The sequence below is a fragment of the Shewanella sp. 125m-7 genome (assembly GCF_052977045.1).
Genome location: NZ_JBRILQ010000002.1, coordinates 20,639 through 36,819 on the forward strand (window position 1 = coordinate 20,639; position 16,181 = coordinate 36,819).

Here is a 16,181-nt window from a genome sequence, read left to right on the forward strand (position 1 = left end):
CCTTTTTCGTATTACACGTTAACTATGAGCATAACTAGTAAGTAGTTATTTACCCCAGTTAGAATGCGCTTCTAATATTTGGCTATCATTGTGACAAGTCGCACAGGTCTCTTGTACATCTAGCTTATCGTAGTCTGAAGCAGGAATACCCAATGTACTTAGAGAAACGCCTTCTTGTACTAAGATGCCGCCCATAGATTGGATGTGAGAAGCAGCTGAACCATCCAATGCATATGGTGCTTGGTGACAACTTACACAAGCCGCTGTTTGTGGAGAAACAACAAGTTGCTCATCGGTATAGATAGGTTTGCCTTCCGCATTTACACCATCCTGAACCTTACCAAATGCAACTGGCGTCGCATCAGCTTTGATTTTGCTTAGCGAGAAACCATCTTCACCGTGACACGCTTGACACTCGGCTTTCTTGAAGAATAGGCTTGGTTTTTCTGGAGTTGCATTAGAATCAGAAATATAGTGTTTGCTGTGAACGATATAAGCTAAGTTCGAAGAGCCAGTACTTTTCTTATCACGTGTGCCGTTATGACAAGATGCACAACCATCCATGTCGTTGGTGTAACGGTGAGTGATAGACGTGGTATGACACTGCTGACATGCTTTCATTTCAGCGTGTTGAGCACGTGGGCTGGTTTTCTTAGCAGGGCTTGTGTCCTGCCACTTGCTACCATCTTTGTTGAAATAGAAGGTATCAGACACTAGGTAAGGAGCTTCTTGGCCTTTAAGAGCATCAGCTGAGTTACTGCCATCACCAGTCGATGGATTGCCATAGATGTCCGTTGCTACAGAACCATCGTCATTTTTACCAACTTCGTATTCACAGGCTGCACGAACACCGCTACCACTATAACAAACATGTAATTGGCTACTTAGGGTAATGGTTGCATTAGCTGTGATGATTGGCTCAATTTCGAAATCGTCTGCAGTAATTACTGCAGTGATAGTGTCATCTTCATTAGCTGTTAATTTATTCCAACCGACTTTTTGGTAATTCACAAGGAAGTCATCGGTTAGTACGCCGTTTACAACGATAGCGCTGTTGAAGCCGCCCCATTTGTATGGGCGTTTGTCGATTTGATCGAACGGTACTAATTCTTCACCATCTTTTACGCTGAAATTAGCGGTGATAGTGTCAACACCTTTAGCATCTTTAGCATAGGTCATACTGTTGAAAACAACTTTAAGCTCAGTTGCTTGAGCGTTGTTATTTTTAGAGTAATGGCCTTCTTCAGCGCCTCGGTAGCCCTTGGTTTCTTTACTGTGACAGCTTACGCAGTTCTCTTTACTTTCAGCAATTTTATCGCCATCCCAATGCCAGCTTGGCACTGCGTATGGGCTGTTGTGACAGTTCATACAGGTTGCAGTATCAAGATCAGCCTTCCAAGCATCTGCCATTGTTAGTGAGGCAGTTGCTTTAACTGAATTGTCATCTGGTTGGTGACAAGTTAAGCAGTTTGAAGCCGACTGTGGGTAGATACCGTTATAGTAAGAGTGGCTGTGAATATCGTGAGCCATGCCCTTGATTGAACCATCGAATTGATATGCTTCGCCAACAGCATTGCCATCTTCATCTTTGTCCTGCTTCATGTACGTGTTGTAATCAGCATGACAGAAAGTACAAGATTCAAGAGTAACGTGCTTGCCGCCGTGCATCGCTAATGAGCCATCTTGACCTGGACGGTGACAAGATTGACATGTTTCATTTGCAATAACAGCTTTTGGTTGTTCTTGAGCTGTATCAGAACTCGGCTGCCAATAGAAGAAGCTATTATCAACGAGTGTTGAACCAGCATCGTTTGCTGATTTAACACCTAAATAAAGGCCGTTAGTTGCTTCTGCGTCATAAGCATATTTATCTAAAGTATCAACGGCTTTGTTTAATACTAGTGTGTAGCTACCGTCGCCATTGTCTGTTAGACAATCTTCACAGTTTTTACCTTGGAAGTATGAAGAACCCGTGTAATGGCCTTCACCTTTGTCTTTGTTAAAGTAGCTTAACCAGACTTCTCTTGGAGAGCCTTCGATATCCGTCGTGCCAACTTCGTCTTCATTGCCCATGCGGCCAAATGAAACTGCACCGATATCGTTTTGTTGTAAACCAAATACAGCTGCGCCATTAGCATCAGCTAGATTGAAGTTTACTGTTAAGAAGCCATCTTCACTCACACTTGCTGAAGTGATATCAGCTTTAACTTGTGATACTTCACCAATAGGAGAGCCAACTGGACCTGGCTTACCATCTTCACCGTTCTTACCATCATCACCGCTACAACCTGTCATTGCTAGTGATAGCAATCCAGCTGTAAGCAATGCTTTTGAAGCAGCGCTTAGATTAAATTTGTTCATCATTTTTTGTCCCTGCAATAGTTTTTAATCATCACTAATTGCAAGTCTTATATGAGAACAACTCTCATTTAGCAGCAATTAGTGTGTGGAATTTTATTTCCAACTCTAAGGCTAACTAAGCGGGCAGCAATTAGCAGGTGTTTTAACCGCTTTATGTGATTGAGATCTGACTATTTCTTTATAGGTAGTCAAAAAACAGTGTTTTTAGGGTTTTTTTAATTATCGATTAAGAATCGCTCGCAAATGAAACGTCGTTCGTTACGTAAATGTTACTTGGTTGATGCTTAAGTTTTCACCTCTTTACTTGGATGTTTTTTCGTTATGCTACCGATACATAGTGGCGACAATACGCTCGTGTTTGATTGTATTTTAGACATAAAAAAAGCGAGAAGATAAACTTCTCGCTTTGCTGTGGAGTTAAGTCTGCTATCCCGTTAATAACGGGGACGCTAAAGACTATTTGTAGTTAGTTGGATGAACTTTGTCTACCCCGAAAGATTTACCTTCAGCGTGACAAGTTGCACAGCTTTCACCGCCTGTATAGCTGCCTAGTGGCGCGCCAAATACACCGCCATTAGACTCAACATGTCCCTTTAGTGAATTGCTATTTTTGGTATGACAGCCTGCACAAGTTGCTGCTATAGGCGAGAACTCGACGGCATCACCGCGCTCAGTCGCTCCTTCTCTTGCTGTGATTGTTGCCGGTAAACTATGTAGACCTTTCATCTCCAGCTGGCCTTTATCGTGACAAGTCGAGCAGTCACCATAATGGTTAGGGAAGGTAATGGAATCTACATCTTTATCACCATACGACTTTGTACGCTTACTGGCATGCAGTGTATGTACAAGATTACGATAATCGAGGGTATTATTTAGCTGACGGAATGGTTGAATATCACCTGGCGTGTGCTTAGATGTTGCGTTTAGGTACATCGTCATATTGCTGTTATGACAGCTTGCACAGTTGCCGTCAGTAAAAGTGGTCGCTGTAACGGGTGAGTGACACGCACCACATCCGGAATCTGATGGGTTGCTATTACGGTTGTGGACGGCTTTGATATCGAATTCACCTTCATGACAGCTAATACATTTAGCTTCTGAAGCTGCAAGGCGACGGCTTTCAGTGGTACCAAACACGGTTCCTTCAGCAACTAAAGTGACCTCTAATCGTTCAATTTCATTCTCATCACCTGCAGCCACGTCACAAGAAGTGAGCATTTGGCTCATTTTATCGGTACATACAATCGCTTTCGCCATAAGCATACCTGAATGCGCGAGACCAAAGTCATTGGCTTTGATATTCTCAATAGTGAAGTCTGTAGTGAATGCTGACTCTTGTGCTGAAACATTGGCATTCGATATCAGATCCCAGACTTTGCGAGACTGGTTATTAGCCACGTCACTAGTGAAATCCTTATCAGCTTCACCTGCTGCTGTTAACCAAACATTGCTAACGCTATCGGCAAACAGACTTTCCAAGCCTTTATGACTTAGTGTCAATGTCATGACACTAGCCTCATTCCCAACAGCCAGAGTGGCGTTAGTTAACTCTAAGTCTATATCAGAGATGATTTGCTCACGTGTATGGGTATGTGCCATATGGAATATAGCTGCGCCTTGTGGGTTACTATCGTCAGCATGGCAGCTTGAGCAGGACTGGTTTTCAAATACGCCACGTACATCTGCACCTTCTACACCATCGTTCTCTGGTGTTGCATAATAGTGGAAGTAGTTACCGACAAAACCACGATCTTTACTTTCTCCTGGTGGAGTTAACCACTCGGCATTATCAACAGGATTGAAGTCAGCCATGTGACACGATGCACAGGCTTCTTGGCGATGGAACTGGAAGTTTTCGGCTTGCGCTGGCGAGTGCTCCTCATTGATATGACAGGTCTGGCAATTGCCCATATCTGTCGGGAAGGTGGTATCGGTATAATCATGCACGCTACCGCCGTAACCGGCCATGAGGTAAGTGCCGTCATGGATGCGATGCAGCATTGAGCCGAAATCAATTGTTGCGCCGGTTTCTGGGTCACCTGAATAGGTCGTGTGACAGACTACGCAGTTTTCAATTTCGATACGCTTGCTACCATGCATTGATAGCTTAGGTGCCCATGCGTGCCCGTAGTCATCGCTATGACAACGAATACATGACTCTTGTAGATCAACGAGATTACGTGTTTCATCAGCTCTAGCTGCACGATCGAGTGCTGGTACAAAATCATAGTGGGTGTTAACCAGAGTGGCAGCGCTAAACGTGCTCGTTGGTTTTAGCTCTAATGTGATACGGTGTGTCAGCTCAGCATTAAACTCAGTATTGACCGCTTCTATCTGCTCATATTCTGACAGTGCTTTTGAGAAGGTATAGCGATAGGTGCCATGCTCTAGTACCTCAATACATTTTGTTTTACAGCCTGTCTCAATATTAGCTTGAATTTGGTTGCCAGCGAGATGGTTATAACCCTCTGGAATGTGCTCTAAATTAGCGCTCTTCACTGTGTTTATATAGCTGGTCCATTGAGTAGGCTTTGTGCCTTTATACTGTTCTGGCGTAGCTGGCTGGCCTACAGCATGCATATCGCGCTTTTGCAGTGCATCAAGCTTAGCGATGCCAAAGCCCAAGGTGTTAATGTCATCGAATGACTCTAAGCCTGATACGGCAACACCATTGGCGTTCTCTAGCTCAAAATCAACGGCGACAATGCCTTCAGTGACAGTGGCATGGAGAATACTCGCTTGCAAACTTGTGGCTTGCTGGATATCGACTCCTATATTACCATTTTCGCCGTCTTCACCATCTTTGCCGTCACTACCACAACCGACAAGTGCTACTGAGAGCATACTTAGGCCAATGGCTGATTTGACAGCATGTTTAATTTTATTTTGATTCATCATCATTTTTATTCCCTGCATAGGTTATATCTGCTGTGAGGTTTGTACCTCTTTTAGCATGAGGATCTTCCTCAACACGATCCTACTCAAAAGAGGTAGCTGACTTTGAGGTGAGGGGATTAAATGTGAACTGAGTCATCCGCTGAATAATAGGGTGTTAAATTATGTTAATACCCATTATTTACATATAGTTATATCGAGTCTAATGCCAGCTTTAAGCCTGTATTAATTTTGAGCAGTTAAAGCTTAAGTTAGACTTAAGCAATTAGGTTAATTTGTATAGGAAATTGATTTGAATCAAACATGCCGCCATGGTTTTGCTTTGATGGTTAACCAAATTTTTACATTGTAGGGGGTGAATGTTATTCAGTGAGTGTTTGATGTTTGTGTTGAGTTGAGTCTTGTTGGTGCTAATGTTAAATCAATCAGCTTGTTGTTTAGCTTATTGTTTGTCGAAGCGGTGAGAGGGCAATAAAAAAGAGGCCGTAGCCTCTTTTTAGTTTTACTTTAGCGAGTATTAATCACATCGACAGTTAGTTACCGTGGATCTGCATTAACTGCGCTGGATTATGACAGGTAGAGCATGCTTCTGCAGCTCGAGTTCTTACATCATCAGCGCTCATACCATCTAAAATACCGCCATTGGCAACGATATGATTTGCTCCTGAGTCGCTTAAGTACTTCTGATGACAGCTTAAGCACGCGCCTGCATCGGAAGACACCCAAATACCGGCTTGTTCTTTGGTTTCAAGGTTTGGATAATTCCATACTCTATCAGGAGCGCGGCCTAGTTGTATGCCAACAACGTCTTCCTCTTGGAGGGTATGACAAGTTGTACAATCAGTTTTTAGTACGGTACCTGAATGAACACCGGCGTACTTAAGGTAATGACCTTCAGCCTCATGGGTTTTAAAGGCATAACTTGTCGCCTTGTCATATTCGCCAGAATTTCTAACAGATTCTTTGGTCGGCTTATCTGATGTATGGCAGGTCTGACAGTTATAGCCGTTGTTATAATGATAGTTTTCTTGATTGTGACAGCTCTGGCACTTTGCTGCGTCGATAATCGAGCGGCGCATAGCTGCCTGCATAGTGTCATCGACTCCTGTGCCGGACCAAACAAATTGATAAGGCGCTTCTTTAACCGCTACCGAGCGAGTCTTATCTGAACATGCTGTCATAACGATTTCTGCTACTGCATATCCACCATTATTGAAGCAGACTTCGATTGCTGACCAAAGTTCAAAGGTCTTTCCATCAGCATCTACTGGCATATCAAATGTGCTACCCACAATCGTGAAGGTTTTCGTTGGCGCATCATAGGTGCCGTCTGATAGCTTGAATCGACGCTGGCTGTATGAGGCGTCGCTATAGGCTGGGAAGTCTTTGTTAGTGTCCCAGGCTACAACTACGCGGGTGCCAGTTTCGATAAACTCAGAGCCTATTGCAGCGCCTGTAGCATCTTGAATTTGAACGTCAAATGTGAGTTTACCATTACCGTCAAGGCCGACATTACTGAACATAACGCCCATGGCTTTGGCGTCAACGTATGCCTTTAACACATCGCCGTGACGTTTTTCTGCACTACCTGTACCCGGGTAAGTGTCGGTTGAGTTATGACAAGCTACGCAATTGGTACTGCTATGGTTTTGAGATGGCTTCTCTGTATGACAGCTAATACAAGCTGTGTTACTTAAGTCAGCTTTAAACAAGTCTGCATTTGCTGGTGCGCCTTCGCCTTCAACGTGGCAAGAGGCACAGTTTGCAGCAGGCTTCTGCGGGAACATCACTTTACCGTAGTCATGCACGCTGCCACCGTAACCCACAATTTTATATGGCGCTGGTATCATACCGTCGGGTGTGCTGGTTTCTCTATCTTGGCCTTTATGAATGGCATGGATCATGTAAGTGAAATCGACACTGTTGCCGCTTTCTGGATCGCCAGAGGTCGATGTATGACAGCTAGCACAGTTAGCTAACGCAATGCGTCGACCGCCGTGAAGCTCAAGACTCTCAGGCTGATGACAGGTATAACAAGTTTCGATAGTGACGACATTACGCGTTTGAATATCGGTTGTCGCACCAGTAGAGGGCTGCCAGTCGTAATGTGCATTAGCCGTTGCTTGGGGAAGCTTTAGCTCCATTGTTGCTCTATGGGTATTATCTTCACCGTAGGTGATTGCGAGTGGTTCAGTCACGTTGGCGATATTTTGTTGAAAAGTGTAGCTGTAGCTACCATCATTATTATCGACTAAACAGTCATCACAATTACTCGCAGCTTCAACATTTGCTTGATATTGTGGGGAAGGATTTAGGTCGCTCGTGTCAGCAGGAGGTGTGCCAGGCTCTTTTAGCGCATTAATATAGGCTTGCCATTGATAACCTCGGTCATACTCGACTTCATCGATGGTTTCGCTCACTTTGGCAAGCTGGGCGATGCCAAAGCGCAAGTCATAATCTTTATTTAGACCGAGTACGGCTACACCGTTAGCGTTTTCTAAGTTGAAGTTCACGGTAACAGCTCCATCAGTAACCGCTGCTTCGGTAAATTGCGCCTGCACGCTAGTGGCCGAATCGATATTGACTCCAACTACACCATCTTTTCCGTCAGCTCCGTCGTTACCATCGCTACAACCAAAGAGTAAGGCTGAGGCGGTGAGCGCAAGTAAACTCAGTTTTAAGTGTCTAATTTTGTTATCCATAATTATGCGTTCCATTCTTTTATGTCGCGAGTTTTTTACCATCAGTTTTACATCACAAACTGTTTTTTATCTCAGATAAATAAGGCCTAAAACATCTGTTCTAGGCCTCTATTTCTTACTGTATTGGGTGAACCTTTAACACATCGAACGCAGCGCCTTGGCCGTGACATGTTGCGCAGCTTTCAGTGCCCGCCATAGCATCGGCCTCAGTGCCTTTAAATACACCACCTTGTTGAGTCATATGTGATTTGGCCGTTTCACTTAAATGGCAATCGCTACAAATAGCAGAGGTTGCACTGGTGAAGGTTCCATCATTAAAGGCCAGTGGCTGCACAGTGCTGTCAAGTGGCAGGGCGGCGGTTAATATGCCCGCATCATCAGACGTATGGCACTGGGCACAATTACCAATATTGCCGGGGTAGTTGATGTTAGGGTAACTCTCACGAGAGCCTGCATGAAGGGTATGGGCAAGATGCTTATAATCAGCGGTTGATGCACCAGGATTATCTGCGGATGCGTCTGCTTGCATATTACGGTTGTGGCAAACTTGGCATTGACCTTCAAGATCATTGCGAGAGCCGTGATAGTTCAATTGCTGATCGCCATGACAACTACCACATGTCTCATTGGTGACGATGACTCTGCGGCCAACTTCAGTAATGGTCGTGGCGCTAAAGAATTGATGGCTAGACTTCATCGTGGTAGTTGACTCGGTATCATCACAATTAGCTAACATAGTTGCATCGCTGCATAATTTACCTTGAAGGGCGAGTGTGCCTTTATCTGTTGCTGGATCTGCACTTAAGGTGAGTCCGGCAATTTGGTAATGGTAAATGCCATTACTGCCAGATATGGGCTGTGCGTCTTGCAGCTTTATCGATTTAGCGCTGCGAGTCGTATAATCCACACTGATGCCCCAGTTGGCATAAACACGCAGATCATTAATAAAGCTAAGCTTATCGGCACTGTCTGTATAAACCTCATTCGTTGCCGGGTTTGACAGTCTTATGGCGAAGTTAACTGTATTACCTGTGAGCTCTGCGCTGATGACTTCGGCGCTAAATTGCCCAAGCACTGCATCTGTATCTGTTTGGCTGTGGGCGCTCATGGTCCAATCTGAGTTATGACAGGCGACACAGTTGCTGTTATCGACTTGAGTTGGGTGGCCCTGACCCGCTGGGAAGTCGATATTGGTATGGCAACTACCACAGGCTTCCATAGTCGGTACGCGAGCCCAGTTCATATTTTGGGCGAGTAACTCATCGGGAGCGTGGCAGGTTTGACAGTCAGCCAGTGATACAGGAAATCCGGTTAAGTGCTTAGTGTGAACCATTGGGGCGAACACATTGCCAGGATTGTTGACTTTAGTGAGGTTGTGACAGGTGACACAGGTCTCCACTTCATTGTACTTGCTGCCGTGAAAAGATAGGTCATCATGACAAGTATTACAGCTCTGCATATCGAGAATATCTCGAGTATAGGCAGGTTCATTGCCTTCATCTTGCCAGTCTAAGTATTGATTAGTGATAGGTAGTGCTGTGCCGTCGGCTAAACTGTCACCGCCAACTTTGATCACCACACGTTGTGTTGTACCTTCAATAAAAGCAATATCGTTCATGCCATTAAACGGAGCGCTAAATGTGTAACTGTACTTACCGTTTTTATGGTCAACAAATTCGCCGTCACAACTACTAGAGCAAGACTCTGAGGTAAAGTATTGCCACTGACTGGCATTACCTGCGTTGGTATAACCTTGAGGCAGTAGTTGCGCCGCAATATAGGTGGCAGATGGAATACCCACTACAGGTTCGTCGCTTTCATTGGTGATGCGATAGTTAACTGTTGCTACACCAGAGTCGAATAGCACTTCATTTACAGTGATATCCAAACTGTTAATTTCGCTTGCTGGTGGACCACCGGGCTCTCCAGGGTTACCCGGTGAACCATCGTCGCCTCCGCAAGCGGTTAACATGGCAATTAGCGTTAGAGGAATACTTTTAGCTAGCAGTGATTGAGTGACTCGTTTCATATTGACGTCCTTGAATTCCTTTTAATTGACATGGCTATAGCTGGTAACTGAATGTTAGGCCAACATAGTTAGCACTATAATTGTGGTTAAGGTCACCAAACGTTAAGACGTTGGGAATTGAATCGACCGTTAATCCTTGGTTTAGCCAATCAGAATCCTTATAGTTTTCAAATATCCAATCAAAACGTAATGCCATTTTCTCGCCAAGCTGATATTTGGCAAAGGCATTGATGTTGTGTTTCTTGGCAAAATAGTCACCATAAGGTGAGGTGAGCCCTTGGGTGATTTCGGTATCACTCTGACCATCTGAATAAGCGTAATCTAAGCCAAGATCCAATTTCTTATCTAATAGATGTAAATACGCGATACCCGTGCCAACTAAGGTGGACTGGTCATCGGTGTTGACATACCAATTTGGCAGACCAAAATTGCTACTACCAGCTTGATCGCTATCACGCCAATCTTGATTCAGGTAAGCATTGATGATGATATCTTCGCTTAATAGATAGCTAGCAGAGATGTCATAGCCTTGGGTATTGACCTTGGTTAAGCCAACTAATGTATCGTCGTAGTCGTCATTAGTGACATTTAAGTTCGCACTCGCAGAGAGGTTGGACTCTGGGCTATAGTTCACACTCAGTTGATACTCTTGACGCTGTCTGTCTGCTAAGTAGGACTTTCTAAGGTAAGGATTGCTCAGGCTATTAGTGGTGTTGACTGTTTTATAAGCACTGCCTGTTCTGTCGCTAAAGTCAGCTTTAAACCAAGCATTCCAAGCGGGTGTCATTTGGTAGTTCACTCGAGCAAACAGCCCATTTTGTTGCAAAGAGTCTCTATCTAAGTCGCTATAATCGTTGTGATCATAGCGATAACCAGCATCAAGATAGATAGCGCGCGTAAAGCGGTATTTAGCACCTAGCTTGGCTTGTTGCTTGGTTCTATCGTACTCAGGGTTGATTGCGCTGCCAGCATAATAGCTGTCGGTAATGACTTGAGGGTAGGCATTGAGTGCCGTCTTGTTGTCTCTATCTGAATAGTCATAGCTCGCCCTTAGACTTAGCCCTCGCATGACACGGCCTGTGTATTTGAGTTTCATATCAGTGGTATTAACTTTGCCGTCAAGGCTGGTTGTTGGCAAGGCGGGGCTTGGTCCATTGATTGTCGCAGGCAAGAAAGCTTCATCTTGGGTAAAGCTTGCTACCCCTAAATGCATTAATATTTGATGGCCATTGCCGCCAAGTTGAGCATTTGCACCAATACGATATGCCTTGTTATCTGGGGATACCGCACTCTGACCGCTATAGGCTGCGCCAAATGTTGGCGTAAAGGCATTTTGCCAGGCTAAGGCTGTGTGATCGTTCTTATATTGGCTAAAGCTTGAGTCAATACCAACGAGCCAGCCGCGACCATTAAAGTAAATTTTTGCCCCAAGTTCGTCGGTGGTGTCATCGATTGGTTGTGCCAACATGGCACTATTAGTGAGAAAGTTTCCTGAAAATGTCCGTTTGCCTTGTCGCTTCTCATGTTGGTAATTGATGTCAGCTTGATAAAATGAGCTTTTGTATTGCGCATCAACTAAAAATCGATCGCGTTGAATTTTTAAGTCTACGTCAGTGATATCTTCTAACAGGCTTGGCATTTGCGAGGTAACTGCACCCGCTTGCCAGTTTGTTGGCAGTAAAAGATCATCACCACTATTGATATAAGGTGTTAGCGCATAATTTGTGTTGTATCGAGCAAAACCACGATAACCTAATGCCAGCTTATATTGCCCAGGACGTCCTGTTTCTAAGCGAGCACTGCCAGTGTCGTAGCCTAGTTTGTCGGCAACGAATGATGTTTGATAACCTGACTCAGATTTGTTGATTAAGTCAGCTTCTAGGTGACCTACGGTGCCATCTGTATCTGTACCTGTGATATTGCCAAAATTAATATCTGATGCATCATTATAAGCAGCACCTACGCCGACGCTGCCTTTAAAACCAGATTCAAGGCTACAGCGTTTACATTCCCACTCAGCGGTGTTTGCTTTCTCTCTATTGACATTTTGTATGCCATAGCCGTCTGCAAACACCGGAGAGATACAGGCACTGATTGCCAGCGCGAGTATGGATAGTTGCTGCCCCGTGTTGATATTTTTGTTTATTCCAAACATAACGGCCACTCCTTGTTAGCGCTGTAGTAATTTGCCAGATGGATGATTTGAACCATGAACTTGCGAGTGGCAGTTCATACAGCTCTGTCCAGCGTTAAATGCGTTAGGTTGGCCGCCAAAGACGGCATTCGATGTGTGACCGACAGATGCGTGACACTGCTGGCAAAGCATGGGAGGTTTTGTGGTTAACATGGCTTCATTGACACTGCCGTGAGGATTGTGGCAAGTCGCACAGTTATCAGTAACGGGGGCGTGTTCCCAAAGCTTTGGTCCGCGTTTTTCCGCATGGCAGGAATAGCAATTTTCATTGACGCTCATCTGTTTAAGATTGGCATCGGCTAAGCTGCCGTGGGGATTATGGCAATCGGTGCATACCATTTGCTGCCATTTTAATGGATGTGAAGAGCGTTTATTCATGTCTGCTTTTTGCTGAGTATGACAGCTGGTACAGACCGCCACTTCAGTACTTCTATCTGCTATTGGATCATGTCCTGTATGGACTTGGTGGCAATCGGCGCAGCTGACATCAGCATTATCATGGTGATTACCTTGCCAAGCCATACGTTGATCATCGTTATGACAACTCATACAAACACTATTTTGTTTTTCAGCGGGAACGGGGGAGTTTGAACCAAAGGTAATCATAGGCTCTTTGCCACCACGATTATGTTTACCTTGGGGGCCATGACACGCCTCGCATTGAAGATCGGCCATTGGCGACCCTTGAGCGTTACTGCCATGAACACCATCAAATAGCGCCATAACTTCGTCACTCTTGCGATGACACATTAAGCAAGAGTCTGCACCTTTGGGTGAGTATTGGCCTTCGGCAAATTTTTTGTCGAGTATGGCTTCTACTTCTTGTGGATCTTGGTCGTCCCACGGCGCGGAGAAAACACTTGTACTTAATGCCACTAGCGTTATTAACAGCAGGCGCACAAGGTTGCCAGAGAACCATCCAGTGTTCTTGTTCATCATCTCATTCCCATTCGCCTTTAAAGCGATTATTTTTTAATAATTAAATATTAGTAATAATGTAAATTACTAATATGGAATAATAGAACAAAACTGTGACAATCCCATAACAATTGTGGGGTGTTTATGACTTGAGTTTGCTGTTACTAAAGGGTTTTACTCTTAAAGTGTGATATCGGTCACACTTAGTGGTTTGCTCATGGTTGTGATATAAAAGTGTAAATAACAACCATTCTTAATTGGAAGTATTGAGATGGGTGATGTTTATCTTCAGGCAGGCGTTTATTAGTTGAGAGATTTGTCACATAATAGCGAACACAATTGAAAATTATTATCGTTTACAGTCCTAAATGTTGATCTAGGTAAAGTTATTATTTATTCGCCTCCTTTAGAATCAACATTAATTTCAAAGAGAGTCGGGGCCTGTAAATAGGTGGAATGCACAATGAAGTTAAGTGAATTGAATCCAGGCGATGTAGCCAGAATTTCTCAAGTGGGTCAAATAGACTTGCCAGCTGTAGTAAAACGCAAACTCCTTTCAATGGGGATTACCCCAAATACTCGATTCTCCCTCATCCGCAGAGCGCCTATGGGCTCGGGCGTTGAACTGGATATCCGTGGCAGTAAGTTATGTATGCGTCGCGATTTAGCAGATATTATTGAGGTTGAAAAAGCGAATGGCTAAACAATTTAACTGCGTAACTGTCGGTAACCCTAATGCGGGTAAATCAACATTATTTAATGCATTAACTGGCTCTAATCAACAAGTCGGTAATTGGTCTGGTGTAACGGTTGAGAAAAAGACGGGGCAATTTGCGCTGCAAGGTACAGATGTCTTCTTGACTGACTTACCCGGTATCTACGATCTACTGCCTGCAGGAAACAGCTGTGACTGTTCTCTTGATGAGCAGATCGCTCAACAATACCTCGCTGACCAACCGATTGACGGCATTATTAACTTAGTTGATGCCACCAATATTGAACGTCATCTATATCTAACGGTGCAACTACGTGAGTTAGGGATCCCGCTAGTCGTTGTGCTTAACAAAATTGATGCCGCACTTGAACGTGGCATTAATATTGATGTCGAAAAAATGAGCCAAGAGCTCGGCTGTCCAGTCATTGCTGTGTGTTCTCGAGAAGAGCGAGATATTGAAAAAGTGAAGCAGCAATTTGTTGCGTTACTAGATGGTAAAGTGTCTGAAGCGCCGCTAATACTTGAGTACGACACTGAAATCGAAGCGGGTGTTACTAGCTTATTAGCTAAAGATGACTCATTAAGTCGCGGCCGTGCGCTAGCTATGCTAGCTAATGGCTTAGGTTGCGGTAAGTGCAAAAACAGCCAAATGGCCAGTGAAGTCGAGCAATATTCTCAAGCATTATCTAGCCAAGGCAAAGATATTGAGATCATGGTGGCAACCACGCGTTTTGATTACGTTGAACGGGTATTTACCAGCTCGGTTAACAGCGATAATCGCGAAACCTTTACCGACAAGTTAGACAAAATCGTATTGCACCCAGTTGCCGGTATTCCTGTTTTCTTGTTTGTTATGTACTTAATGTTCATGTTCAGTATTAATGTGGGCAGCTCATTTATTGATTTCTTTGATATTATTGCGGGCGCTATTTTCGTTGATCATCTAGGCGCATTTATGTCTAGTCTAGGGGCGCCTACTTGGTTAGTGACCATTATTGCTGGTGGTGTGGGCCAAGGTATTCAAACCGTGGCGACCTTTATTCCGGTTATTGCTGCGTTATTCTTAGCGCTATCTGTACTTGAAGGCTCTGGCTATATGGCGCGCGCCGCCTTTGTGGTTGATGGCTTAATGCGCCGAATTGGTCTACCTGGTCGTGCGTTCGTTCCTATGATCGTAGGCTTTGGTTGTTCTGTCCCGGCGATTATGGCAACACGTACTTTAGGCAGTGAGCGTGAGCGTATCGTTACCGGTATGATGGCGCCGTTTATGTCATGCGGTGCAAGACTGCCTGTGTACGCACTGTTTGCCGCGGCGTTCTTTCCTGAATCGGGTCAAAACCTGGTGTTCTTGCTTTATATCATCGGCATCTTTGCTGCCATTGGTACAGGGTTGTTGCTGCGCAATACATTGTTACCGGGCTCAAGCAGCGCGGTAGTGATGGAGCTGCCAAGTTATGAGAAGCCAAAATTCAAGACCGTGATGGCGCGTACAGGCAAGCGTACTAAGAGCTTTATCATGGGCGCGGGTAAAACCATTGTTATCGTCGTGACCTTGCTTAACTTTGTTAACGCAATTGGCATTGACGGTACTTTTGGCCATGAAGATAGCTCTGAATCAATATTGAGTGTCGCCAGTCAAAAAGTTACTCCGCTATTTGCTCCTATGGGGGTTGAGCAAGATAACTGGCCGGCAACAGTAGGTATTATTACTGGTATTTTCGCAAAAGAAGCAGTAGTCGGTACGTTAAATAGCCTTTATTCCGATGCAGGCGCAAGTGACGAAAAGTTAGCACCATTTAGTGACACCTTTAGCGAAGCGCTAGCGACTATCCCTGAGAACCTATTTGGTATTGCACCAGATGATCCGTTATCGATTTCAGTGGGTGATGTGTCGTCGGTAGAAGCTGCTTCAGAAGAGTTAGAAGTGGATACTTCAACCTTTGGTGCGCTGCAAGCTGGTTTCGCTGGGGTTACTGCTGCATTTGCTTACTTACTGTTTATCTTGCTATACACACCTTGTGTGGCCGCTATTGGCGCATTGGTGAATGAGTTTGGTCGTCGCTGGGCAACATTTGCAGGGCTTTGGACATTTGCTTTGGCATACGGCACTGCAACTGTGTTTTATCAAGGTGCAACGTTTGCTCAGCACCCATTGCAGTCAAGCTTATGGATTGGCTTCTTCGCTGTAGCTTTAGTCGTGTTTTATGCATGGCTAAAGAAAAAGGGTAAGAAAACCCAAACCATTATCCCTGGCATTAAAGTGATTACGGAATAACGCGAATAGCGTATACTGTTATCAAGTAATAAAAAGCAGCGATGATTCGCTGCTTTTTTCGCTATAAGTGCTTATGCTATAGCCATTAGCTA

At 44.5% G+C, this 16,181-nt stretch carries 8 protein-coding genes; 2 read left to right on the forward strand and 6 right to left on the reverse strand.

Features of this window, described 5'->3' with window-relative positions; all coding sequences use genetic code 11:
* Nucleotides 1-45 precede the first annotated feature (45 nt).
* The 6 genes from ACVBIL_RS01035 to ACVBIL_RS01060 all read right to left on the reverse strand — a co-directional run bounded on the left by ACVBIL_RS01035 (nt 46) and on the right by ACVBIL_RS01060 (nt 13,120).
* Entirely contained in the window at nt 46-2,364 is a 2,319-nt protein-coding gene (locus ACVBIL_RS01035) for a multiheme c-type cytochrome (RefSeq protein ID WP_447165138.1), read from the reverse strand.
* 453 nt (nt 2,365-2,817) lie between these two features.
* Nucleotides 2,818-5,262, reverse strand: coding sequence for an OmcA/MtrC family decaheme c-type cytochrome (locus ACVBIL_RS01040; RefSeq protein ID WP_447165139.1), 2,445 nt, complete (start codon nt 5,260-5,262; stop codon nt 2,818-2,820).
* 527 nt (nt 5,263-5,789) lie between these two features.
* The gene (locus ACVBIL_RS01045) at nt 5,790-7,973 is read right to left on the reverse strand and encodes an OmcA/MtrC family decaheme c-type cytochrome (RefSeq protein WP_447165140.1); all 2,184 of its coding nucleotides are present in this window, start codon (nt 7,971-7,973) and stop codon (nt 5,790-5,792) included.
* A gap of 100 nt (nt 7,974-8,073) precedes the next feature.
* Nucleotides 8,074-9,987 (reverse strand): OmcA/MtrC family decaheme c-type cytochrome, encoded by a 1,914-nt coding sequence (locus ACVBIL_RS01050; protein ID WP_447165141.1) that lies wholly within the window; start codon nt 9,985-9,987, stop codon nt 8,074-8,076.
* 34 nt (nt 9,988-10,021) lie between these two features.
* Nucleotides 10,022-12,142 (reverse strand): MtrB/PioB family decaheme-associated outer membrane protein, encoded by a 2,121-nt coding sequence (locus ACVBIL_RS01055; protein ID WP_447165142.1) that lies wholly within the window; start codon nt 12,140-12,142, stop codon nt 10,022-10,024.
* Nucleotides 12,143-12,157: 15 nt separating this feature from the next.
* Nucleotides 12,158-13,120, reverse strand: a complete 963-nt coding sequence (locus ACVBIL_RS01060; RefSeq protein ID WP_447165143.1) for a DmsE family decaheme c-type cytochrome — start codon at nt 13,118-13,120, stop codon at nt 12,158-12,160.
* A gap of 442 nt (nt 13,121-13,562) precedes the next feature.
* On the opposite strand from ACVBIL_RS01060, the gene ACVBIL_RS01065 reads away from it, so the two are divergent.
* Together ACVBIL_RS01065 and feoB are read left to right on the forward strand one after the other, a co-directional pair.
* On the forward strand, nt 13,563-13,802 hold the full coding sequence (locus tag ACVBIL_RS01065; protein WP_012155917.1) for a FeoA family protein: 240 nt from the start codon (nt 13,563-13,565) through the stop codon (nt 13,800-13,802).
* Nucleotides 13,795-16,089, forward strand: a complete 2,295-nt coding sequence (gene feoB, locus ACVBIL_RS01070) for a Fe(2+) transporter permease subunit FeoB (protein WP_447165144.1) — start codon at nt 13,795-13,797, stop codon at nt 16,087-16,089. Before ACVBIL_RS01065 ends, feoB begins: the two co-directional genes overlap by 8 nt.
* Nucleotides 16,090-16,181 lie beyond the last annotated feature (92 nt).

Coding starts and splice junctions, on each gene's coding strand:
- ACVBIL_RS01035 (WP_447165138.1), bottom strand. CDS start 2,364: ATGATGAACAAATTTAATCTAAGCGCTGCTTCAAAAGCATTGCTTACA.
- ACVBIL_RS01050 (WP_447165141.1), bottom strand. CDS start 9,987: ATGAAACGAGTCACTCAATCACTGCTAGCTAAAAGTATTCCTCTAACG.
- ACVBIL_RS01065 (WP_012155917.1), top strand. CDS start 13,563: ATGAAGTTAAGTGAATTGAATCCAGGCGATGTAGCCAGAATTTCTCAA.
- ACVBIL_RS01055 (WP_447165142.1), bottom strand. CDS start 12,142: ATGTTTGGAATAAACAAAAATATCAACACGGGGCAGCAACTATCCATA.
- feoB (WP_447165144.1), top strand. CDS start 13,795: ATGGCTAAACAATTTAACTGCGTAACTGTCGGTAACCCTAATGCGGGT.
- ACVBIL_RS01045 (WP_447165140.1), bottom strand. CDS start 7,973: ATGGAACGCATAATTATGGATAACAAAATTAGACACTTAAAACTGAGT.
- ACVBIL_RS01060 (WP_447165143.1), bottom strand. CDS start 13,120: ATGATGAACAAGAACACTGGATGGTTCTCTGGCAACCTTGTGCGCCTG.
- ACVBIL_RS01040 (WP_447165139.1), bottom strand. CDS start 5,262: ATGATGATGAATCAAAATAAAATTAAACATGCTGTCAAATCAGCCATT.